Origin of the sequence: Mucilaginibacter sp., assembly GCF_965277465.1 — a bacterium.
Classification (GTDB): domain Bacteria; phylum Bacteroidota; class Bacteroidia; order Sphingobacteriales; family Sphingobacteriaceae; genus Mucilaginibacter.
Window position 1 is genome coordinate 2,105,712 of record NZ_CBDICW010000001.1, and the last position, 23,747, is coordinate 2,129,458.

Below are 23,747 nucleotides of genomic sequence, written 5' to 3' on the forward strand. Positions count from 1 at the left end.
TCTTTGTGGTAAAATTAACCGCAAAAAGCGCAAAGTTTAAGACACGGAGCGCATAGACAAGTATTATTTGGCAACTTTTTAATGAAATTGACTTTTGATACAGCCTCTTCCTTTTTAATATTTTGCGCAACAACTATTTAATAGCTATCGTCCGTTCCTTTAAATTCCAGCCACTGATGCTTACTGCGGGTGTTTGTTTGTATTTTTCAGGATCGTAATTTAAGGTGATTGTTTTTTGTGTGCCAGGTAATATTGATACATAGTTATCACTGTAAAAAACAGGGAGAAGGCGTTCGCCCCCCTGCTGGTTAACTAACGATAAACGGTTAAAAAATGCAAGCGGCGCATTAGCCGGGTTAGTTAGGGTAACCTCAACTTTTCCGGGTGATACCTGCCTGGCCTCAATATCAACCTGCGCTTGTGCCATTTTCTGTAAGCCGGAGTATTCGCCTTTTTCATCGGGCAGCCAATACAGGTTATTGCTCAGTATGTTCTTTTGCAGATCAAGCAGTTGCATGGATAAAAACACGCCTTCTTTTTTTGCCAGCCGGCTAACATCATCTTTTAAGGGTACAAAACCCTTTACCGATGTGGGCAGCATCTCTTCAAAAACCTGGGTTAGCACGGTTTCTTTGCCTTGCATATCGTAAGTTTTCACAATCAGCATCATATCGCGTTTGGTTTCAAAGGTGTTGTTAACAATGGTAACCATACCGTTAAGCGGATTGTACATTACGTGTAAAGGCTCGCTGCCGCTGTGCAAGCCATATAAACATGCATTGGGGTCAAGGTAATAATCATACATCTGTCCGCGCATGGCTGTCCAGGGGTTTTGTGTTTTCCAGATGATCACACCTGTGTACCAATCCCACATGTGGGCGCTAAAGCCTTCCATCAAGGCGCGGTACTGGTTGTAATTTACTAACTGTGCTTTGTCGGCAAAGTCTTTAACACTGCTTGCTTTTCCGTAAGGCTCAATGGCGGCATCATAGCCAATGTATTTATGATAATCCCAAACCGAATCAGCCTTTGTTTTATTTTTTTCTTTAGAAAACTCCGGCACTACCAGATTTTTTGTAGGGATAAAACGCTTTAAAGATTCAATATCATTTATACCAACCGATCCAATCTCAGAATTAAACGGAAAAGTACGCTGCTTCCAGAACAAGGAATCGGGCTGAATGCCGTAGGGCCCGTCGCCATTGCCGCCAAGCGTATTGAGCGACATTTTATCAGAGTTGGAATACTCCACAAACCAGCGGGTACCATCTAATTTAGGCAGGATAGAATCCCTTACAGGTAACAGAATATCCTGTGGCGGGGTTATCTCATTACCCCCGCACCATATAGCCAGCGAGGGGTGGTTACGTACCATCTTTACCTGGTCGGCCAATGATTCAAGGTATAATTTATGATCGTCCGGATACTTGCGGCGGGTCCATTGGTCGTCTTTTTTCATGGGGTCTTCCCAGCGGCCATTTGCATCGCCCGATACCCAGAAGTCCTGGAAAACCAGCAGGCCATATTTGTCGCAGGCGTTATAAAACTCGGGCCGCTCCACCAATGCACCGCCCCAAACCCTTATCAGGTTCAAATTCATGTTCCGGTGAAAACGCACTTCGGCATCATACCGCGCATCCAAAAAACGAAGCATGGCATCAGATATGATCCAGTTGCCGCCCTTAATAAATATCTTTTGGCCGTTAACTGCAATCTGCCTGCTATGGGTTTGTTCGTTCCAGCTGGTTTCAATCTGCCTTACACCAACATTAACATCCTGCTGGTCTGATAGCTTACCGGCTGTTGTAAACTGAATACTGCTTTTATAAAGGTACTGCCCTCCATAACCATTAGGCCACCAAAGTTTTGGATTAGTGAGTAAAAGATCTTTTAACGCAACTTCTGTATTTGACCGTGGGGCAATAATTACACTTTTAACCACCTTTTGGCCGCCAATAGTAAATTGTAAAACCCCGCTAACTGCTTTATCTGTGGGGTTTGATAGCGTGGTTGATGCCTTAATAGTAGCAGGCTGCTGTACGCCGTTTACCTGCCTAATGCCCGGCACCAGTGTAATTACATGCGGATCAGTAATGGCAATGGCCCCGGTGGTTTCAAGGGTTACTTTATCCCAGATGCCGGTGTTCCTGTCGCGCATAGGTTGTATCCAGTCCCAGCCAGCGGTGTATTGCAAGCCTACATTTTTTGCTATCTGCCCATCGCCGCCCTGTCCGCCATTAGGGTTACCAACCGGGTTGGGCGGGTAAACCAAAACAGCCAGCCTGTTATTGCCATTTTTGCTGAGTAAAGCGGTAATGTTATATCGCTGCCTTAAAAACATGCCATAGTGTGTTTGGGCATTTACTTTTTTACCGTTAAGATAAAGCTCGCAGCTGTAGTTTACGCCTCTTAAATTTAGATATACCTGCTTGCCGGTTTGTATGGGCTGGTTAAAATCTTTAACAAACCAATAGGTATAATAATCGCGGCCGGTATCATAAATATCTTTAATATGGGCATTGTTCATCCCCCAAAAAGGATCAGGGATCTGTTTGTTATTGAGTAAAGTAGTTAAAACAGTACCCGGAACGGTAGCATTTAACCAGTTAATAACAGGGAAGTTTATTTTGGAAACCTGTATGCCATCAGCATGAACATCCGCTAACTTTTCGCATTTCCAGCCCTCGTTCAGCTCAATTGTGCTTTGAGCTTTTGTGCTGATATTCAGCAATAAAAGAAGAAGGAGGAAAGCCGTAGCTGATAAATAAATTCTTTTTGCGGATAACCTTTTATAGGTTATGGTTTTGTTAAATGGAGCATTAGCAAACATATCCCTAAGGTATAACAAATATAAATTTACCTATAATGCTATCTTATTTTTTATACAAAAACTGGTTATTACCTTGAACTTTCAACGGTATAAACAAAGCTATCGGCCTTGTAATAGCCAATATTGTATTCAATGGGCCGCTCGCCCTGGTCAAAAACAAAACGCTTGCGAAACAATACCGGGTTGCCCACTGCAATTTTAAGTTTACCAGCAATAAAGGCATCGGCAGCTTTGGCACTTATTTCTTCTTTCGATAGCGTGGCAACTATGGAGTGTTCAGTTTCAAGCAGTTCGTATAGCGGTTTTTTAAAATCTTCCTCGCCGGTTAAGCCAACGCGGGGGTGAAAGTAGGAGGCGAAATAAACAAAGGGCTCATCCGGTTTACCTCTAACCCTTTCCATTTTTAATATTTTACGGTCTGTTTTTATCTCGAAAAAGTTAGCAAGGGTTTCATCAGGAAATACCCAGGTAACGTGCAGTTCAAAGTTTTTAATGGGGATGCCGCGCAGTTTCATTTCCTGCGAGAAGCTGAGCCAGTTATTTGATTTGGAGCTAACGGCTTGCGGGGCAACCTTAGTGCCGGTTCTTTTTTTGCGGACTAACAAGCCCTCAAAAACTAATTTATTAATAGCCTGCCTTAACGTGGTGCGTGATATGGCTAATTGTTTGGCAAGCTCAACCTCGTTTGGAAATATTTTGCCATTCTGATATTCTTCCTCTTCAATCAGTTTTCTTAAAAGCGATTCGGCCTGTGCATGGAGTGGGATAGGGCTTTTATGATCGATAGAATACTTCATAGCAATTGTTAATATACAATAGTAAGCATTTTGATTATTAGTTATATTGTTTGTACATAGTTTAGGCTTTAAAATCAATTAAAAGCCTTGTTTAGCTATCAGCGATAATTATTTCGATAAATAAATTGGAATTTTGAAATTATTTATATGTTTGTACATAATAACATATAAACCGTTATACATCAAACTTCCTGAAAAAATTAATTACTGAAAAGGCATTTTTATGTATCAATTAATATGTATGTACATTACTACAATTAAAATATGAGTTTAAATAATACTTCTGATCCAATCATTGTAAAAAAAAACGAAGAGGAAATACTTCGTAAAACATCGCAGTACCTGATGCCTGTTCGCCTGGATAATTATGTAGTGAAGGAGGGTGAATATGATATTTACCCCGTTTGCACATTAGGAAACGATCAGATTTTTAACGGTTACAGTTCGCTTGCCGAATGGATCATCCAACAAAAAACGGTAGTTATTGATGGTTATGGCGGTGTTTTCTGGAACTCGATACAACAGGCCCTAACTACGGAGATAAGCAAAGCAGGCCTTAGCATTAACTGGGTAAATGCCGCTACTTACTTAAAAACCGAAACCGAAATTAATGCACTGGTTAAACCTTTTTTAGGCGAACCAGACGCCGTTTGGGGAACACGCTGTACTTTACAGCTGAAAGATCTGTTTAATAATGATGCCTTTGCGGCGCAATTGCCAAAGGCTGATTATGATATAAATATTGTTATAGGTACAGGCGCGGCACTTGCCAGCTGGTATGCCCCGCTGATCTATATCGATCTGCCAAAAAACGAGATCCAGTTCAGGATGCGGGCAGGTTCAATTGGTAATTTGGGCAGTACTGCCATTACTGAGCCATTCGCTATGTATAAAAGATTTTATTTTGTGGATTGGGTGCTGCTTAATCAGCATAAAAAAGCAATCCTTAATAAAATAAAAGTATTAGCTGATGGCCAGTGGATAAATGATATTAACTGGATGCATGGCAGTGATTTTATAGCAGCACTTAATCAATTAAGCCATTCAACTATCCGTGTTCGGCCCTGGTTTGAGCCGGGTGCATGGGGCGGGCAGTGGATAAAGCAGCACATCCCTAACGTAAACCCCGATGTGGTGAACTACGCATGGTCGTTTGAGCTGATAGTGCCCGAGAATGGATTGATCTTTCAAAGTAACGGTTACCTGCTCGAAGCATCATTTGATTTTTTGATGTTCAGTAACAGGCAGCAAGTATTGGGCGAACATGCTGATAAATTTGGCGATGAATTTCCAATCCGGTTTGATTTTTTAGATACTTTCGCCGGCGGCAACCTGTCTATCCAATGCCACCCGCGGCTAAAATATATCCAGCAAAATTTTGGAGAAACCATTACGCAGGACGAAACCTATTATATACTTGACTGTGCCGAAGGGGCAAACGTATACCTCGGTTTTCAGGAAAATATTAACCCTGCTGAGTTTAAAGATGCTTTACTGAAAAGCCAGCGTGAGGGTACTGAAATTGAGATTGAAGATTATGTACAATCGCACACCGCAAAAAAGCACGATCTGTTCCTGATCCCTAACGGCACGGTACATAGCGCCGGCGCAAATAATATGGTGCTTGAAATTAGCGCCACGCCCTACATTTTTACCTTTAAAATGTACGATTGGGTACGGCTTGACCTGGAAGGCAAACCACGCCCAATAAATATTGAACATGCCTTTAATAACCTTGATTTTGAGCGCAAGGGTAAGCTGGTACAGGAAACCCTTATTTCAAAACCCTTAGTAATTGAAAAAGGCAGTGATTATGAATTGATCCATCTGCCTACCCATGCCGATCATTTTTACGATGTGCACCGCATTGATTTTGAAACAGATATTACAATTGATAATAACAACCGTTGCCATATACTGATGCTGGTGGAAGGTGAATCCGTATGGGTTGAAACAACCGGCGGTACTAAACAAAAATATGCCTATGCCGAAACATTTGTAATCCCGGCGGCGGCAAAAGGTTACAAGCTTAGCAATTTGGGTGGGGGTAAAGCAAGGGTTATCAAAGCATTTTTAAAATAACAAAATGAAGATTGTAACAACAGATACACAACAACATAGCAGTACTTACCTTTACTTAGTATGCCTTGTGGCAGCATTAGGCGGGTTTTTATTTGGGTTTGATACCGCCGTTATATCGGGCACGGTAAGCCTGGTAAAACACGATTTTAACCTTGATGCCCTGCACGAAGGCTGGTTTGTGAGCTGTGCATTGCTGGGTTGTATAATTGGTGTAAGCATTTCGGGCAAACTGAGCGATAAATATGGCCGTAAGCTGGTGCTCATCCTTTCCGCAGTGTTGTTCCTGATATCAGCATTGGGTTGTATGTATTCGGGTTCATTTACAGCGCTTATAATCTTCAGGCTTATTGGTGGTTTGGGTATCGGGGTGGCTTCAATGGTATCTCCGCTTTATATTTCTGAGTTTTCGCCCTCACGTTTCAGGGGGATGATGGTTTCATTATACCAATTAGCATTAACTGTTGGTATTGTACTGGCCTACTTTACAAATGCCTATTTAGCTAACCATGCCGGCGATACCTTTAGCAGTGAAGCAACCCATAAGATTTTTTCGGCAGAAGTATGGCGCGCCATGCTTGGTTTAGGTGCTTTACCTGCAGCCATTTTCCTGGTATCTTTATTTATGGTTCCCGAATCGCCGAGGTGGCTGCTTTTAAAAGGGCAGGAAAAAAAAGCAACCGATATATTGGTTAAGATTGATGGCCTTGATGCCGCCCAAAATGAGATCGCCTCTTTCAAATCATCGGCTAACGAGGCTGGTTCCGACTCATTAAAAGAATTATTTAAACCCGTGTACCGCAAGGCCCTATGGATAGGTTTACTATTACCTTTTCTGTCGCAGGTATGCGGTATCAATGCCGTTATCTATTATGGCCCCCGTATATTAGAACAGGCAGGCTTTACGCTAAACAATGCTCTCGGTGGGCAGGTAACCATTGGTTTGGTAAATGTAGTATTTACCTTTGTGGCCATTTTTACTATTGACAGGTGGGGGCGCCGGCCGCTTTTATTTGTCGGCATAGGTGGCGCAGTATTTTCGCTGATCATCATCGGCGCTTTGTTTGCCGCAGGCTTAACCTCCGGCCCCTGGATCCTGATCTTTATTTTAGCTTTTATTGCCTGTTTTGCTTTTTCGTTCGGCCCGGTTTGCTGGGTGGTAATAGGCGAAATATTCCCTAATGCCATTCGTGGTAAAGCAATGGCGCTGGCCACGCTCTCGTTATGGATAGGTAACTTTTTAGTTGGGCAGCTAACCCCTGCAATGTTAGAAGGCTTAGGCTCGTCATACACCTTCTGGATCTTTGCCATCTGCTGCTCACCCGCACTGTGGCTCACCTGGAAGCTGATTCCCGAAACCAAAGGCCGGTCGCTCGAAAACATTGAAGCGTACTGGAAACAAAGCTTTAACAAAACATTAAAAAGGCAGTAATAACATCATCAAACCAATTATTATGAAAAATATTTTATACGGATGGCTGGCTGTTTTAATAGTTTTAGCAACATCGTGCAGTAAACAAAAAGTATCGCCGCAGGGCAGTGGCGGCACTACCAAAGCTGATACTTCGCCAATAGTTTCGGCCTACCTGACAAAAGCGGTGCAAACCTATACTTTTAGCACGAACAACCTGCTAACCTCTTACAATAGCTATCGGGCAAATACTACCAATAATGCCAATACGGCTTACGAATGGTATAACGCCAGTCAGATCTATGCCGATGCAGCAATGGTAGCAGCAGGCAATGCATCCTACACCACCCGGATGAACAATACCTATAACTGGCTAGGCAACCTTTGGGATAAAAACGATGTTAACGGCGGCTATTTTGCCTTTGCCAATTTAGATGGCAGCGGTTCATCGGGCACAAAATATGTTGATGATAACTCCTTAACCGGTATTGCTTACCTTGAGGCTTATGATGTAACCACCGGGTCAACACAGGCAGCATACCTTGCCTCAGCCCAGGCTTGCGCAAACTGGCTTATAAAAAGTGGCCTGTGGGATACCACCTTCGGTGGTGGTTTTTGGTGGAACACCGATAAACCCAATAAGCCTACCCAATCAAACGGGTTAGCCTTGCAGTTGTTTCTGCGTTTGTATAAAATTACGGGTCAGGCTATTTATCACGATTGGGCCGTTAATATCAATACCTGGTTAAATACCAAAATGTACAGCAATACCAATGGCCTTTATATTTGGCAAATTGAAAGCAGCGGCAAAGTTGACACCCAAAACTTTACCTATGATAATGCCATTATGGTAGAGGCCGACTTGTTATACAGTACCATTATGGGCGATAACAGTTACTTGGCAAAAGCGCAGGCATTGGGTACGGCAATGATAACCACCTTGTGGAACCCATCGCACAATGTATTTATTTTTAACACGACTGATATTAGGGTAAACCCCTGTTATTGTGGTTGGGCATCGCAGGCAATGATCAGGCTTTATGAGGCTGATAAAAATTCAAGCTGGCTTACTTATGCCAAGGGGAATATTGATGCTATAAATGTGGTGCTGCGCGATGCCAATAGTAACGGCTATTACCAATATGCAGGCTTGGATGGTGCCGGGCGCTATACTAATTTAGAGGGTGTTGACCAGGCCTGGATGCAAAGGGTACAGGTGCTGCTCGCAAAGTATAAGTAATATAGTTAACCGTAATTGATAATACTTTTGTTTAAAATTAGCTTAATGAAAATAAAATTTAGTCTAAAGGTTATAACGGCTGCTTTACTGTTGTCATCAACAGTATCACAGGCACAAAACCTGTTAAAATACGTCGACCCTAATATAGGCACGGCTCATAGCCGGTGGTTTTTCTATACACCTGCCGCAGTGCCGGGTGGTATGGCCAAGCTGGCACCATCAACCAACGGGCATTACGGCAATGCCCAGGGATGGGAAGCCGTAGGGTACGATACCCGCCAAAACTCTATCGAAGGGTTTGTACATTTCCACGAGTGGCAGGTAGGGGGCGTTAGCTTTATGCCTACAACAGGCCCGCTGCTGGTTAAACCCGGCGCTTTGGATACACCTAACAGTGGCTACCGCTCAGCGTTTGATCGTAAAAATCAAATAGCCCAGCCGGGTTATTATAAAGTACTGCTTGATAAATATAACATTACAGCCGAGCTTACCGCTACCAAGCGGGTTGGTTTCCATAGGTATACTTTTCCGCAAAATGAGCACGCGCATATTATTCTGGATATTGGCAATGTACAGGGCGAAAGTGGCGCCGTTACCGATGCCGGTATTAAGATGTTAGATGATACACATTTTGAAGGCTTTGTGATCACTTATCCCAAATATGTTGCCCAGTACGATCCACAAGGAAAGGTAGCCATGTATTTTTATGGCGAGATCAGCAAAAAACCTGAAACTGTGGGTTCGTTTAACGCGGCAGGCATCACCCCAAACTCAGCATCGGCAAATGGAAAAGGTGCAGGGTTGTTTTTAAACTACAAAACTACAAAGGATGAATCTATCGAGATAAAAGTAGGGCTTTCTTACACCTCAACAGCCAATGCCAAAGCAAACCTCGTTGCCGAAGCAAACGGGCTTACCTTTAACCAGGCAAAAATAAATGCCCAAAAAACATGGCAGCAGGAATTGGGTAAACTTACCGTGCATGGTAAGGACGATACCGCCAAAATTAAGTTTTATACAGGATTGTTCCATGCCTTGTTAGGCCGGGGAGTAGCGAGTGATGTTAATGGCGCATATCCTATACATGGCGGCAAAATTGGGCAGTTACCGCTGGATGCCAAGGGTAAGCTAAGCTATAATTTTATTAATACCGATGCCATTTGGGGAGCATACTGGGATTTAACCCAGCTATGGTCATTATCATATCCTGAATGGTACGAAGATTTTGTACACACCCAATTACAGATCTATAAAGATAAAGGCTGGTTTGGCGATGGCATTGCCAATAGCGAATATGTATCGGGCGTGGGTACAAACTTTGTGGGCCTTACTGTGGCTGCTGCATACCAGTCGGGTATCCGTAATTACGATATTAACCTGGCTTACCAGGCAGTGAAAGGTAATGAACTGGGTTTTAAGAACCGGAAACCCGGATCAGGTAAAATGGATACCAAGGCATTTTTGCAATATGGTTATTCGCCATTTATTGAGGCCGATAAAACAGATTCCACAGGTGCGCATTTCTCAGCTTCGCATACACTCGAATACAGTTTCAGCGCCTTTGCCGCAGCGCAGATGGCAAAGAATTTAGGTAAAACTGCCGATTATAAAAAATTCATTAAATACTCAAACGGCTGGCGTTACTTATATAACCCGGCTAATAAACTGCTGCAGCCCAAACGTGCCGACGGTACTTTTATTGATAAGTTTGATCCTTATGCCCCATGGCGTGGTTACCAGGAAGGTAATGCCATGCAGTACACTTTTTACGTGCCGCAAAACCCCAATGCGCTGATCTCAACCTTAGGTAAGGATTACTTTAACACCAACCTGAACGATATTTTTGAAAAATCAGAGAAAGACGGCTTTGGTGGCGGGAAAACGATCAATGCCTTTGCGGGTATCACCTCTATTTATAATCACGGGAACGAGCCAAGTTTACACATCAGTTGGTTGTTTAATTTTTCGGGCAAGCCATGGTTAACCCAAAAGTGGACGAGGCTGATCTGCGATGAATTTTATGGAATAGAACCTATTCACGGTTATGGCTACGGGCAGGATGAGGATCAGGGGCAGTTAGGTTCATGGTATGTGATGACGGCTTTGGGCATATTTGATGTAAAGGGCTTTACCGATGCCAAACCAATTGTAGAATTGAGCAGCCCCGTATTTGATAAGGCCACCATTACTTTGGGCGATGGTAAAAAGCTGGTTATCGAGGCTAAGAACAATTCAAAAACCAATCTTTATATCCAGTCGGTAGTATTTAATGGCAAACCATTGGCTAACTGCTGGCTTTATCGGTCTGAACTAATGAAAGGTGGTAAAATTGTATTTATAATGGGTAGTAAACCCAATAAAGCCTGGGGTATACAAACACCGCCGCCATCGGTACAGTAATAATTAATATAAATATTAACACTTATGTACTTTGGTTCAGTCAACATAAAAACTGTCTTATTAATTGCCGTTTGGCTATTAATCGGTACTGTGGTATCGGCACAAAAAAAATCGGTAATATACCTGCAACGGGCCGAAAAAATGTATAGCCTTATATGGAAAAATTATAGGGTGCCAGCATACAGCTGCCTGTTTGCTGAGAACTATCCAACTGATAAAAAAGATTCGCTCGATTATTTTCAGGGTGCAAAAGTAAAACCAAAGGCCATTAGTTTTTTATGGCCGTTCTCGGGTGTTTTTTCGGCTACTAATGTATTGCTACAATTACCAGCTACCCGCAAAAAATACCTGCCCTATCTGGATAGCATGGTAACCGGGATAGAAAAATATCGCGATACCATCCGCAAGCCAACAGGTTACCAGGCGTACCCATCCATGTTTGAAAAAGACGACAGGTATTATGACGATAACGGCCTTGTAGGTATTGAATACATGGAAGCTTATTTTAACACTAAAAACCCGGTATACCTTACAAGAGCCAAAACGGTATTTAAATTTATCATCAGCGGATGGGATGAGCAATTAGGCGGAGGCATTTTTTGGCTCGAAGGACATAAAGATCAAAAGCCGGCATGCAGCAACGGGATGGCTTTGTTAGTGGCGCTTAAGCTGTATAAAGCAACCAAAGACCCATATTACCTTAAATGGGGCACCCGGTTTTACAACTGGATGCAAGCCAACTTAAGCAACCCCGATGGTGTTTTTTATAACGATAAAAAAACAGCTGATGGCAGTGTTAACAAAACCTATTGGACCTATAACTCGGGCTCCATATTAGAAGCCTCGGTACTTTTATACCAGTTTACAAAAGATGTTAAATATTTAGCGGAGGCAAAGCATATTGCAAATGGTACGTACCAGCATTTTAAAAACGAAAAGCACGATGCGCATCTAAATATGCGTATTGATGAGCCATGGTTTGTTGCCGTATTGGTAAGGGGATATGCAGCTTTATATGCTGTAGACGGCAATTACAATTACATAGAGGCCATTAGTAAAGACCTGGACTATGCCTGGGATAATACGCGCGACCAGTATGGCTTTGTAACCAAAAGCTTTACGCCAAACCCGGCCGAAATGCAAAAACCAAAATGGTTATTAGTAGAAGCCTCCATTGCCGAAATGTACGCAAGGCTGAGCCAGTTAGAGCGGAGCAGGAATAATTAGGAAACTTTTAATAAGCTACAGGGGTATAGTTGAGCCAGTATAAATTGGGCTGGTTTTAGTATCTGCGTTCCGGGATGAGATCCGGAACGCAGTTTTTTTTGGTTAACTTATACGTTAAACCTGAAGTGCATAATGTCGCCATCCTGCACTATATATGTTTTACCTTCAACGCTCATCTTACCGTTTTCTTTAATCACAGTTTCTGATCCGTTGAACTTTACAAAATCATCATACTTAATAACTTCGGCACGGATAAACCCTTTCTCAAAATCAGTATGGATAACACCGGCTGCCTGTGGCGCTGTAAAGCCTTTGGTAATGGTCCAGGCACGTACTTCCTGTACACCGGCGGTAAAGTAGGTAGCCAGGTTAAGCAGGGTATAAGCAGCTTTAATTAGTTTATTAACGCCCGATTCTGTTAAGCCCAGATCATCTAAAAACATCTGGCGCTCCTCGTAAGTTTCCAACTGTGAAATTTCCGATTCAATCTGTGCCGATATGATCAGCACCTCGGCATTTTCTTCCTTAACGGCAGCTTTTACCTGATCAACATAAGCATTTCCTTTATTTACAGAAGCTTCATCAACGTTACAAACATACATTACTGGTTTAGCAGTAAGCAGCCATATATCGGCAATGTATTCTTTATCTTCCTCTTCAACCGGTGCCGTACGGGCGGATTTGCCTGCAAGCAAGTGGTTTTTATAAACAGTAAGTACATCAAAAGCTTTTTTAGCTTCTTTGTCGCCACCTGTTTTAGCCATTTTTTCAATTTTCGAGATCTTTTTTTCTATCGAATCCAGATCCTTTAACTGCAGCTCGGTATCAATGATCTCTTTATCACGGATCGGGTCAACCGAACCATCAACGTGGATCACGTTATCATCATCAAAACAACGTAAAACGTGTATAATAGCATTGGTAGACCGTATATTGGCTAAAAACTGGTTACCCAAACCTTCGCCCTTGCTGGCGCCTTTAACCAAACCTGCTATATCAACAATTTCAATAACGTTTGGCACCACATTTTTTGGCACCACTATTTCGGTAAGTTTTGTTAAGCGCTCATCGGGCACAGTTATTACGCCCACATTAGGCTCTATTGTACAGAACGGAAAGTTAGCAGCCTGTGCCTTAGCATTTGATAAGCAATTAAAAAGTGTTGATTTCCCTACGTTTGGCAAACCCACAATACCACATTGTAAACCCATTTTATAAGTTAATTAAGTTGAATGGTTGACGGCCCTCCGGGTTGCAAAAGAGAGTAAGCTTTAAAACTTAACCTAATATGCCAACCCAATTAACCAGCCCCCAAAAAGTCAGCAAAGATAACAGAAAAAATTGCCTATAATTTGAAAAAATAAACGACTTTTGCCCGCGTTACCAGTTAGGCAAACAGAAGGTTAAATATGTAAAAACGGAATTTATGGAAGAGATGGTTGAGCAAGTAGAACTGCTGATTGAGCAGAAAGATTATATAAAGCTACAGGAATATTTGAACAGCCTAAATATATCAGACGTTGAGGAGCTGATAGATGATCTTCCGGAACATGGCCCTTTATTTATTGAAACCTTATCGCTTAACCGTGCGGTAAATGTATTCCGTATCCTTGATTTCCCTACGCAGGAGCGGATCATCAAAAAACTTTCGGGACAAAGAGTGGCCGGTTTGATAAACGAACTGCCACCGGATGACCGTACCTCGCTGTTTAGCGAACTGCATGGCGATGCCGTACAGAAACTGATCCAGCACCTCTCGCCCGAAGATCGTAAAGAAGCCTTGCAACTGCTTGGCTACGAAGAGGATAGCATAGGCCGCTTAATGACCCCTGATTATATTGCCGTTAAAAAAAACTGGGATGTTAAACGTGTGCTTGCCCACATCCGTGAGTATGGTAAAAACTCCGAAACTATTGACGTTATATATGTTTTGGGTGATAAGGGTGTTTTATTGGATGATATCAGGATCCGCGAGATCTTGCTGGTTGACCCGGAAACCAAAATAAGCCAGCTGATGGATGGCCGCCTGATTGCATTAAAGGCATCAGACCCGCAGCAGGAAGCGATCAACATTTTCAGGATGAATAACAGGGTAGCCCTGCCGGTTACCGATGATGCCGATATTTTATTAGGTATTGTTACTGTTGATGATATTTTGTGGATAGCCAACGAGGAGTATACCGAAGATATTCAAAAAATTGGTGGTACCGAAGCTTTGGACGAGCCTTACCTTGACATTAACCTGTTTAAATTAGTAAAAAAACGTGTTGGCTGGCTTATCGTTTTGTTTTTGGGCGAAATGCTTACCGCCACGGCTATGGGTTATTTTGGCGATGAGATTGGTGTTGTGGTAGCACTTGCCTTCTTCTTGCCGCTCATTATATCAAGCGGTGGCAACAGCGGTTCGCAGGCATCAACGTTAATTATACAGGCTATGGCCCTGGGCGAAGTTACCGTTGCCGATTGGTGGCGTGTTATGCGCCGCGAATTACTTTCAGGCTTAATGCTTGGCCTAATTTTAGGAGTAATTGGCTTTTTCAGGATAACTATATGGAGCGCATTCAGCACCGTTTACGGGCCACATTGGCTGCAAATAGCATTTACGGTAGGCTTCGCGCTGATAGGAGTGGTACTTTGGGGTTCACTGGCAGGTTCAATGCTGCCGCTGGTGCTTAAAAAATTAGGGGCCGATCCTGCAACATCATCCGCGCCATTTGTGGCTACTTTGGTTGATGTAACCGGGCTGATCATCTACTTCAGCATTGCATCGCTGGTTATGCACGATATTCTGCATCCACCAGCTGCAACAGCGCATCATGCCGTTTTAATACAGCATATTTGGCCCCGGCTGATAAATTATAGTTGTTAAAAGCGCTTTGGCCGGTACCGAAAATATTTTTCCATTTTAATTGGATAGTTTTTAAGATTTTATAAATTTAGGGAAACTAAATCTTAAAAATTATAATGGAAACAACAGACACGCTTGATGTACAACCCAGTGCCGAACCAGGCATCGTTTTAACTTTTGAAGCACAAACCTACTTGCGCGAATCGGGCAAATGGGCAACATTTTTAGGCATATTGGGCTTTATATTTTGCGGCCTTATTTTAATCGGTGCACTTTTTGCAGGGGCAATTTTTTCAAAACTTGCCGCAATATCTCCAAATCCAAGTGCAGTAATGCTGCAAGGCATGGGTGGCTTTATTTCAGTTTTTTATATCCTGCTTGATTTGGTGTATTTCTTTTTTGCGCTTTACCTATACCAGTTTGGGATTAAGATAAAACAAGGGATAGTGTTTGCCGATCAGTTTCATTTAACGGCTGCGCTGGGTAAACTTAAATCATTTTTTAAATATTGGGGTATCCTTACAATAATTATACTGTCGCTATATGCATTAATATTAGTTGTATTTTTTGGAGTAATAGCAGCTATGCACAGATAATTGGAAGATATAAAACGTTATATAAACAGAAAACCCTGCTTCATTAAAGCAGGGTTTTCTGTTTATATATGAGTTTAGTTTTGTTTCTGAATTATATTTCGAAAGAGAAGTCTTCGTCAGCGGTTTTAGCAACTTCGGTTGATTCGCTGTACTCGTAGCGTTTTTCAACAACGTCCTGGTTTGATTTTATGTAGTCAATGGTGTCTTTTAAACCTTCGGCGAATTTTTCAAAATCCTCCTTATATAAAAAGATCTTGTGTTTAATAAAAACTCCGTCTTCCAAGCGCTTTTTGCTTTCGGTAATCGTAACATAATAATCGTTTGACCGTGTTGCTTTTACATCAAAAAAATATGTTCTCTTCCCGGCTCTCACCTTCTTCGAAAATACCTCTTCACGCTCTCTGTTTTCAAAATCTCCCATAATTTATTTTATTGTAATTGTTTTGGCTGGCATAAATATAAATAATTTTTCAAACAGCAAGTATTAATTCAGATATTATTGAATTTTTAGCCGTTTATTTCATTATTTTATCACTCATTAGGCACTTTCTTCTTCTTCAAGCAGTTGTTTTTCGTATAATTCAAAGTAGGTGCCTTTTTGCTGCATCAGGTTGGTATGATTTCCCTGCTCAATAATTTCGCCATTATCCATCACTAAAATCTTATCGGCATTTTTTATGGTTGATATGCGGTGCGCAATAATAATGCTGGTTTTACCCTGCATATTTTTACCCAGGTTATTCAATATTTCTTCCTCGGTACGGGTGTCAACTGCCGAAAGGCAATCATCAAAAATAAGGATTTGCGGATGCTTAACAATTGCCCGTGCAATGGATACCCGCTGCTTTTGCCCGCCCGATAAGGTTATTCCACGTTCACCAATCAGGGTTTCAAAGCCCTTATCAAGCTCCATTATATTTTGATAAACAGCGGCATCCTTTGCAGCCTGGCTTACTTTTTCCATATCCAGCACATCGGCACTAAAGGCAATATTATTGGCAATAGTATCTGAAAATAAAAACACCTCCTGCGGTACAAAACCAATTTGTGCACGGTAGCTTTCAAGGTTAAGCTGCTCAATATTAGTATCATCAATTAATAAGCGGCCGCCGGTACTATCGTACATGCGCATTATTAAATTGGCTATGGTTGATTTTCCCGACCCTGTACGGCCAATAATGGCAACCATTTCACCTGGTTTTATATCAAAGGATACATTTTTTAAAGCCTGGATGCCGGTATCCGGATAAATAAATGATACATTATTGAAGGCTATATGGCCCTGTATAGCTTTTGGCGCTGTTTTGGGTGATATAATTTCGGGCTGCTGGTGTAAAAACTCATTGATCCTTTTTTGTGATGCCGCGGCCCGCTGCACCAGCGAGGTTACCCAACCCAATGATATAACCGGGAAGGTGAGCATGTTAAGGTATACAATAAACTCCGCAATGTTGCCGGCTGTAATATTGCCTTTCATTACCTCAATACCACCAACATACATGGTAATAACGTTGCTAAGGCCAACCAATAAAAGCATTAAAGGATAAAACATAGCCTGCACTTTAACTAATTCCATCGAGTGCATTTTGTAGTTTTCACTCTCGGCAGCAAAGCTGTCAGTCACATGTTTTTCACGCACGTATGATTTGATGACCCTGATACCCGAAAAGTTTTCCTGCACAAAGCTGGATAGGGCCGAAAGGCGCTGCTGTATTTTTTCGCTGCGGTAGTTTATTATATTATTTACATAATATATAATAATAGCTAATATGGGTAACGGTAATACCGAAAATATAGCCAGCCTAACGTTAACGGTAACCATAACATATATTACCATAATAAAAAGCACCACCGTATTTATGGTATACATAATGCCTGGGCCAAGGTACATGCGCACGCGGCTAACATCTTCGGTTACGCGGTTCATCAGGTCGCCAGTGTTATGTCGGCGGTAAAAGGCAAGTGATAAAAGCTGGTAATGGTTATAGATCTCGTTCTTTAGATCGTACTCAATATGGCGCGACATTAAAATAATGGTTTGCCGCATAAAAAACAGGAACAAACCCCTTAATAAGGATAATACCAACACCAATATGCCAAACAGCAGCAGGCTCGACCCGAATATTTCATAAACAACGGCCTGCCTGTTGAAACTTGAAAATAGCTGATAAACGCCAATATTCTCGGTAACCAGATCAAATGCATAGCGGATAACCTGTGCCGGCAGCACGCCAAAAATGTTTGATATAATAACAAACAGCACACCGGGGATAAGCCGCCAGCGATATTTATAGAAAAATTTATTGAGGTATGCGAGGTCTTTCATATAGCGGGAGTCCGAAAGTCCGGATGTCGGAAAGTCCGAAAGCTCAAAAGTAAGTTAATGAAATTGATTTTTCAATAGTGGTATTAAAGTGGACATGCGTATAGCTTTAACAGGTGTTATCCTTTTAAAATAATGGCTTATTTATGACGCTAATCCTCATTTTTGATGCCCTGGATGGTTATTCCAACCATTTTTATACTATTTTACAGTCAATAAAAACTTTGTGGCTATAAAAAAAACATCTACTTTTGTCGAAGCCGAAAAACACAGTTTATATTAACAACCCCGATGCCTAATCCACAGCCCAACGAATCGATATTTAGCCATTTAGAGGCTTTTGGGCATAAGAAAGTTGTTTTTTGCAGCGACCCCGATACCGGATTAAAAGCAATCATCGCAATTCATGATACTACATTAGGCCCTGCTTTAGGTGGTACCCGTATGTGGGCTTATAAAACGGAAACCGATGCTTTGAATGATGTGTTGCGCTTATCAAAAAGCATGACCTATAAGGCTGCCATTACCGGTTTAAATTTAGGTGGGGGCAAGGCTGTGATCATAGGTGATTCGCGCAAGGATAAAACAGAGGCATTGCTGCGCAAATTTGGCCGTTTTATAAAAAACCTGAATGGCGAATTTATTACTGCCGAAGATGTAGGTACCAATCCGCGCGATATGGAATACATCAGGATGGAAACGCAGCATGTTACCGGCGTGCCCGAAAGTATAGGCGGCAGCGGCGATCCGGGACCTATTGCTGCCCTTGGTGTTTTTATGGGAATAAAGGCATCCGTAAAAGAACTTTATGGTAACGATAGCCTTACCGGTAAAACAATAATAGTACAGGGCATAGGACACGTAGGCGAGCATTTGGTGAAATTGCTGCGCGACGAAAATGCAAAGGTTTACGCCAGCGATATTAATGAGGAACGCTTGGGCCAGGTATCAAAAAAATACGGAGCCGAAGCTATATCAAATAACAGCATTTTTGATATTCATGCTGATATTTATGCACCGTGTGCATTAGGTGCTACCATAAATACGCAAACTATAAAAAAATTAAAGTGTGCTATAATTGCAGGCTCGGCAAATAATCAGTTAGAAGATGAGGTACTGCACGGCCAAATGCTGTTAGATAAAGGCATCTTGTTTGCGCCTGATTACGTAATAAACGCAGGTGGCATTATAAATTGCTATTCGGAACTGATGGGTTTCAGTAAAAAACGCAGCATGCAGTTAACCGAAAATATTTACGAGGCCACACGCACAGTTTTAAAACTTTCGAAAGCCGAAAGCATATCAACCATTGAGGCGGCCAATAAAATAGCCGAAAAACGAATTTCAGATATCAAAAAAGTTAAATCATCATATTAAATTAATCGGGAGTAATCCCAAAATCGTTCTTATTTAATGTTAAATCGCAGACACCTAAGGGTAAAAGTTTTACAGTCGTTATACGCTTATCACCAATCAAACAGCGGCGACATCAGGCAGCATGAAAAACACCTGTTGCACAGTATTGACCAGGTTTACGAGATGTATATCTGGATGCTGTCATTAATCTCAGAGATTTCGAGCTACGCTGAAATTGACGCGCTTGAAAGAGCCAACAAACATTTACCCACTGCTGATGACCTGAATGCCAATGTTAAAATATTAAGCAACAGGTTTATCCTCTCTCTCCACGACAATAAAGAATTTTTAGTAGGATTAAAAAAATATAAGATAGCCTGGGATTTTGAACCCGAACTTATAAAATCTTTATTCACTCTTCTTAAAAATGCTCCTGAATACTTAGAGTATATTCAAAAAACGGATGATACGATCCAGACTGATAAAGACATTATCAAATTCATTTTCAAAAAGGTGATCCTGAAATCATCATTAGCCGAGCAGGTTTTTGAAGATAAGTTTATTTACTGGCCGGTGGATAAGGACGTTTTGCAGGCTTTGATAGCCAAAACATTCAAGAACTTTGCCAGCGATAACTACCAGGAAAACAAACTGGCAGAAATAACCGGCAACTGGGAAGAAGACAGGGAATTTATTGTGAACCTGTTTGAAAAATGCATCCGTTATGATAGTGATTACCAGGAACTGATTACCCAAAAAACACAGAACTGGGAGCCGGATCGTATTGCAATGATGGATACCTTACTGATGAAAATGGCTATTGCTGAGTTTTTAAACTTCAATTCAATACCTGTTAAAGTAACCATTAATGAGTACTTAGAGATCTCGAAGGAGTTTAGTACGCCAAAAAGTAATTCGTTTATAAACGGTATATTAGACAAGATTTTGATAGACCTGAAAGGGCAGAATAAAATTAAAAAAATAGGCAGAGGATTAATAGAATAGTAACAATGAAGAAACTGTTTTTAAGCTTAATAGCAGCAGGTATGTTATTTACGGCCTGCAAACAATCAACCCAAAGCGGCGCTGATGCAACCGCCAGTACCACTACAGCCACGGCAGAAAATGCACCTGTAATGAAGTTTGAAAAAGACACGCACGATTTTGGGAAGATCAAGGCCGGTGATAAAGTTATCTATGATTTTAAATTTACAAATACAGGTAAATCACCATTAATTATTACTGATGCAATAGCTACTTGCGGCTGTACCAAGCCCGAATGGCCAAAAACACCCATTAAACCCGGCGAAAGCGGCGCTATACACGTTACTTTTAACAGTGCCGCTAAAATGGGTTTGCAGGATAAACAAATTACCGTTACCGCCAATACCAATCCGGCTCAAAACAGGGTACACTTAATTGGTGAGGTAGCATTGAAATAAAAATTATATAAATTAGAAATGATAACAGCAATTTTATTACAAGCCGCTTCAGGTTTTGGAACACAGCAAATAATTACTTTCGGTTTAATAGCCGTTGTGTTTTATTTCTTTATGATCAGGCCGCAGGTTAAAAAACAAAAAGACCAGAAAAAATACGTTACCGAACTAAAGAAAGGTGATAGAGTAGTTACTACAGCAGGTATCCACGGCAGGATAATTGACGTAAACGACGCTACTTTTTTAGTAGAAGTTGATAACGGAAAAATACGTTTTGATAAATCAGCAATATCGTTAGAAGCATCAAAAGCTTTAAATACACCGGCTCCGGCTGCTAAAGTATAATTAAGGCCTAAAGGCGAAAGGTAAAAGGCAAAAGGTTGTAAATTCTTACCTTTATCTTTTTACCTTTTGCCTTTTACCTTTTTAATATGGCAATAATAAAATTATCTGCTACTGAACGAAGACGACTATCAGCATTTTTTACATGCCTGGTGCTTGCCGTTGGTGCGTGGGTATTTACCGTATTGTCAAATTCTTACAACTACACGGTAAAAGAGGTGCTTAATTTCAGAAACACGCCTCAAAAAAGAGCTTTCCATTCCCTGCAATCAGATACGGTTAATGCTACGGTTAGCGGCAATGGCTGGCAAATGCTTTTCTCAAAAGTAAACAGGGATGTAAACGTAGTTTCGGTAGACCTGCGTTCGCTCGAGTACAAAAGCTATGTAGTGCTCAGTTCACAGCTGGAGCAAATCAACACTAAAAAGGAGATAGGTCAGCAAATTACCGCCTTTAATCCCGATACCCTTTACTTTGATTTTTCGAACCGGAAGGTTAAAAGGATCCCTATTCAGCTAAATACCGATATAAGATATAAGCAGCAGTTTGCCCAGGCAAATAATATAATGCTTAACCCGGCTTATGTAATTGTGAACGGCCCGGCAAGCGTTATTGATAGCATAAAATCGTGGCCATCAGATACGCTTAAGTTAGATAGTGTTGGTGAGCCTGTAAGCACCCGCCTTAATTTACAGGCTGTAAAAGAAGGTAACCTGAGCGTGTTCCCTAAAAATGTGCAGGTATCCATCCCGGTTGATGAGTTTACCGAAAAGGTGCTGGAGATCCCGGTAAAGCTGATCAATAACCATAACTACGATGATGTAAAAATTTTCCCGCAAAAGGTTAAGGTTACTTTTACGATATCATTAAGCAGGTATGCGCAAACAGACGAAGACTTTTTTGAGGCTACAGCCGACCTTGACCTATGGCGGAAAAAGGGATATAAGGTATTGCCGGTAATTATTTCCAAACAGCCCGCTTACAGCAAAATAGTAAAGATTGAGCCACAGAATATTGATTTTATCGTAAAAAAATAATGTTAAAAATAGGCTTAACCGGTAATATAGGCAGTGGTAAAACTACCGTTAGCAAGGTGTTTGAAATATTAGGCATCCCGGTTTTTTATGCCGATGATGCTGCAAAACAGGTAATGGTGACCGATCCGATCCTCATCAGCGATATAAAAGCAACCTTTGGCAATATCGCTTATTTTGAAGATGGTACTTTAAACCGCAAACATATTGCAGCCATTGTTTTTAATGATAAGGAGCAATTAAGCAAATTGAACGCTATAGTGCACCCGGCTACCTTCAGGGCGTTTGATGATTGGCTTAAGCATATTAAGGATGCACCGTATGTAATAAAGGAAGCTGCCATTTTATTTGAGAGCGATTCTTATAAATTATGCGATTACTCGGTAATGATACATGCGGCTAAAGAAACCCGTTTTAAGCGTGTGGCACAAAGGGACATGCTATCGCGGGAAGAATTTGAAAGCCGGGATTCCAAACAATTCTCCGAAGAAAAAAAATCGGCCCTGGCTGATTATATAATCAAAAATGACGATGTGCAATTAGTAATACCACAGGTATTGAAATTGCATAAGGTGTTTTTGTCATTAGGTCATTAATCGTCTTTAAATCATTTGGTTCTGGGAGGTTACGTTTTAAAAATCTAAACCCCTGTAAATAATTATGATAATGACGGATGACCAATGGCTCAATGACTAAAAAATGAACATAAAAGAAGATTTTATCTGTTTTGATGCCAATGGCCTCTATTGTAAATACGGCAATTTTTATTTAGACCCTAAATTGCCGGTGCCGCTATCGGTTGTAACCCATGCCCATGCAGACCATGCGATAAGCGGCAATAACGAGATTTTTTGTACCGAGGCAACCCATGCCTTTATGAAGTTGCGCTATGGCAAAAATGCGGGTAAGGTATTTAATATAATTACCTATAATGCGCCGTTTACCATTGGTGATGTGTTAATAACCTTCGTTTCTGCAGGTCACATGCTGGGCTCAGCACAAATATTAATGGAGTACGAGGGTGTTAAATACCTTTACACCGGCGATTATAAAATACAGGCCGATGGCACCTGCGAGCCGATTGAATGGGTAAAGGCGGATGTGTTGATAACCGAAAGTACGTTTGCCGACCCTGCCGTTCAGCACCCCGACCCGGTTGCCGAAATAAAAAAGCTGAACGATATAAAATCAAATATCCTGCTTGGTGCTTACGGTTTAGGGAAAAGCCAGCGGCTTATTCGGATGATCAATGAATATGCGCCGCAAAAAAAGATCCTGGTACATCACCGGATAATGCCCATTAATGTTATTTACGAAAAAATGGGTTATCCGCCAGGTAAGTACCAGATGTACGGGCGCAAATTAATGAAGGAGCAGGACGAGTTTGTATACATAGTGCCGCCATTTACGTTTGATAGTTATATTAAGGCAACAGGCGTTAAACGCTTATTTGCATCGGGGTGGAAAAATTTGCAGGTAAATAACCAGGATACCCTTTTTATATCCGATCATGTAGATTGGCATGATATTTTACAGGCGGTAGCAGCAGTTGAACCCAGGCAAATCTGGACACTGCATGGCAATGGTACCCATTTGAAAAAACACTTTGGGAATGATATTTTTGTAAAAATTTTGAATTAATGGAGCAGGAGCATATTGATTATTACATTAATGCCGATGGTAACCTTGTTTTTACAAAAGAATATCACCTTAAAAGAGGATATTGCTGTAAAAATAAGTGCCTTAACTGCCCCTGGGACTATGGAAAACCCAAAGAGGGTAAGGATGTTAAGAAATAATTAAGGATATTTGCATTTTAGGGGTA

Annotated in this window: 20 protein-coding genes; 15 read left to right on the top strand and 5 right to left on the bottom strand. The window is 41.4% G+C overall.

All coding sequences use genetic code 11. The annotated features are described in order from the left end of the window. Positions 1–133: 133 nt before the first annotated feature. Positions 134–2,830: a glycoside hydrolase family 2 protein gene (locus ACQY4U_RS09565; RefSeq protein WP_428329166.1), complete on the bottom strand. Its 2,697-nt coding sequence runs from the start codon at positions 2,828–2,830 to the stop codon at positions 134–136. A gap of 68 nt (positions 2,831–2,898) precedes the next feature. Further along, positions 2,899–3,627 carry a GntR family transcriptional regulator gene (locus ACQY4U_RS09570; protein ID WP_428329167.1) on the bottom strand — a complete coding sequence of 243 codons (729 nt, stop codon included), beginning with the start codon at positions 3,625–3,627 and terminating at the stop codon, positions 2,899–2,901. A gap of 264 nt (positions 3,628–3,891) precedes the next feature. Between ACQY4U_RS09570 and ACQY4U_RS09575 the strand changes: the two genes are divergently transcribed. The 5 genes from ACQY4U_RS09575 to ACQY4U_RS09595 are packed head-to-tail and all read left to right on the top strand — an operon-like array spanning position 3,892 to position 11,984. Then, on the top strand, positions 3,892–5,709 hold the full coding sequence (locus ACQY4U_RS09575) for a class I mannose-6-phosphate isomerase (RefSeq protein ID WP_428329168.1): 1,818 nt from the start codon (positions 3,892–3,894) through the stop codon (positions 5,707–5,709). 4 nt (positions 5,710–5,713) lie between these two features. Beyond that, the gene (locus tag ACQY4U_RS09580; RefSeq protein WP_428329169.1) at positions 5,714–7,138 is read left to right on the top strand and encodes a sugar porter family MFS transporter; all 1,425 of its coding nucleotides are present in this window, start codon (positions 5,714–5,716) and stop codon (positions 7,136–7,138) included. A 22-nt stretch (positions 7,139–7,160) separates the two neighbouring features. After that, positions 7,161–8,357 (top strand): glycoside hydrolase family 76 protein, encoded by a 1,197-nt coding sequence (locus ACQY4U_RS09585; RefSeq protein WP_428329170.1) that lies wholly within the window; start codon positions 7,161–7,163, stop codon positions 8,355–8,357. 45 nt (positions 8,358–8,402) lie between these two features. Continuing rightward, positions 8,403–10,757, top strand: a complete 2,355-nt coding sequence (locus ACQY4U_RS09590; RefSeq protein WP_428329171.1) for a GH92 family glycosyl hydrolase — start codon at positions 8,403–8,405, stop codon at positions 10,755–10,757. A gap of 24 nt (positions 10,758–10,781) precedes the next feature. Then, the gene (locus ACQY4U_RS09595) at positions 10,782–11,984 is read left to right on the top strand and encodes a glycoside hydrolase family 76 protein (protein WP_428329172.1); all 1,203 of its coding nucleotides are present in this window, start codon (positions 10,782–10,784) and stop codon (positions 11,982–11,984) included. 107 nt (positions 11,985–12,091) lie between these two features. On the opposite strand, the gene ychF is transcribed toward ACQY4U_RS09595, so the two are convergent. Beyond that, on the bottom strand, positions 12,092–13,195 hold the full coding sequence (ychF, locus tag ACQY4U_RS09600) for a redox-regulated ATPase YchF (RefSeq protein WP_428329173.1): 1,104 nt from the start codon (positions 13,193–13,195) through the stop codon (positions 12,092–12,094). Positions 13,196–13,410: 215 nt separating this feature from the next. Here ychF and mgtE point away from each other — a divergent pair, with 215 nt between their 5' ends. Continuing rightward, a complete protein-coding gene (mgtE, locus tag ACQY4U_RS09605; protein WP_428329174.1) occupies positions 13,411–14,853 on the top strand; it encodes a magnesium transporter in 1,443 nt (480 codons plus the stop codon). 95 nt (positions 14,854–14,948) lie between these two features. After that, entirely contained in the window at positions 14,949–15,428 is a 480-nt protein-coding gene (locus ACQY4U_RS09610; RefSeq protein WP_428329175.1) for a hypothetical protein, read from the top strand. A gap of 91 nt (positions 15,429–15,519) precedes the next feature. Here the strand turns inward: ACQY4U_RS09610 and ACQY4U_RS09615 are convergent, their stop codons facing one another. Together ACQY4U_RS09615 and ACQY4U_RS09620 are read right to left on the bottom strand one after the other, a co-directional pair. Next, positions 15,520–15,849, bottom strand: a complete 330-nt coding sequence (locus ACQY4U_RS09615; protein ID WP_428329176.1) for a DUF3276 family protein — start codon at positions 15,847–15,849, stop codon at positions 15,520–15,522. A 117-nt stretch (positions 15,850–15,966) separates the two neighbouring features. Further along, positions 15,967–17,754: an ABC transporter ATP-binding protein gene (locus ACQY4U_RS09620; RefSeq protein WP_428329177.1), complete on the bottom strand. Its 1,788-nt coding sequence runs from the start codon at positions 17,752–17,754 to the stop codon at positions 15,967–15,969. A 288-nt stretch (positions 17,755–18,042) separates the two neighbouring features. On the opposite strand from ACQY4U_RS09620, the gene ACQY4U_RS09625 reads away from it, so the two are divergent. The 8 genes from ACQY4U_RS09625 (at position 18,043) to ACQY4U_RS09660 (ending at position 23,721) form a co-directional block, all read left to right on the top strand. Next, on the top strand, positions 18,043–19,128 hold the full coding sequence (locus ACQY4U_RS09625; protein ID WP_428329178.1) for a Glu/Leu/Phe/Val family dehydrogenase: 1,086 nt from the start codon (positions 18,043–18,045) through the stop codon (positions 19,126–19,128). Between the two features lie 36 nt (positions 19,129–19,164). Then, on the top strand, positions 19,165–20,112 hold the full coding sequence (nusB, locus tag ACQY4U_RS09630; RefSeq protein ID WP_428329179.1) for a transcription antitermination factor NusB: 948 nt from the start codon (positions 19,165–19,167) through the stop codon (positions 20,110–20,112). Between the two features lie 5 nt (positions 20,113–20,117). Beyond that, positions 20,118–20,549: a DUF1573 domain-containing protein gene (locus ACQY4U_RS09635; RefSeq protein WP_428329180.1), complete on the top strand. Its 432-nt coding sequence runs from the start codon at positions 20,118–20,120 to the stop codon at positions 20,547–20,549. Positions 20,550–20,567: 18 nt separating this feature from the next. Next, positions 20,568–20,891, top strand: coding sequence for a preprotein translocase subunit YajC (gene yajC, locus ACQY4U_RS09640; RefSeq protein ID WP_428329181.1), 324 nt, complete (start codon positions 20,568–20,570; stop codon positions 20,889–20,891). Positions 20,892–20,977: 86 nt separating this feature from the next. Then, positions 20,978–21,925 (top strand): CdaR family protein, encoded by a 948-nt coding sequence (locus tag ACQY4U_RS09645; protein WP_428329182.1) that lies wholly within the window; start codon positions 20,978–20,980, stop codon positions 21,923–21,925. After that, positions 21,925–22,518, top strand: a complete 594-nt coding sequence (gene coaE / locus ACQY4U_RS09650) for a dephospho-CoA kinase (protein WP_428329183.1) — start codon at positions 21,925–21,927, stop codon at positions 22,516–22,518. Before ACQY4U_RS09645 ends, coaE begins: the two co-directional genes overlap by 1 nt. A 103-nt stretch (positions 22,519–22,621) precedes the next feature. Then, positions 22,622–23,563, top strand: a complete 942-nt coding sequence (locus ACQY4U_RS09655; protein WP_428329184.1) for an exonuclease — start codon at positions 22,622–22,624, stop codon at positions 23,561–23,563. Next, entirely contained in the window at positions 23,563–23,721 is a 159-nt protein-coding gene (locus ACQY4U_RS09660) for a DUF5522 domain-containing protein (protein WP_428329185.1), read from the top strand. The genes ACQY4U_RS09655 and ACQY4U_RS09660 overlap by 1 nt, the downstream gene beginning before the upstream one ends. The last annotated feature ends 26 nt before the right edge of the window (positions 23,722–23,747 follow it).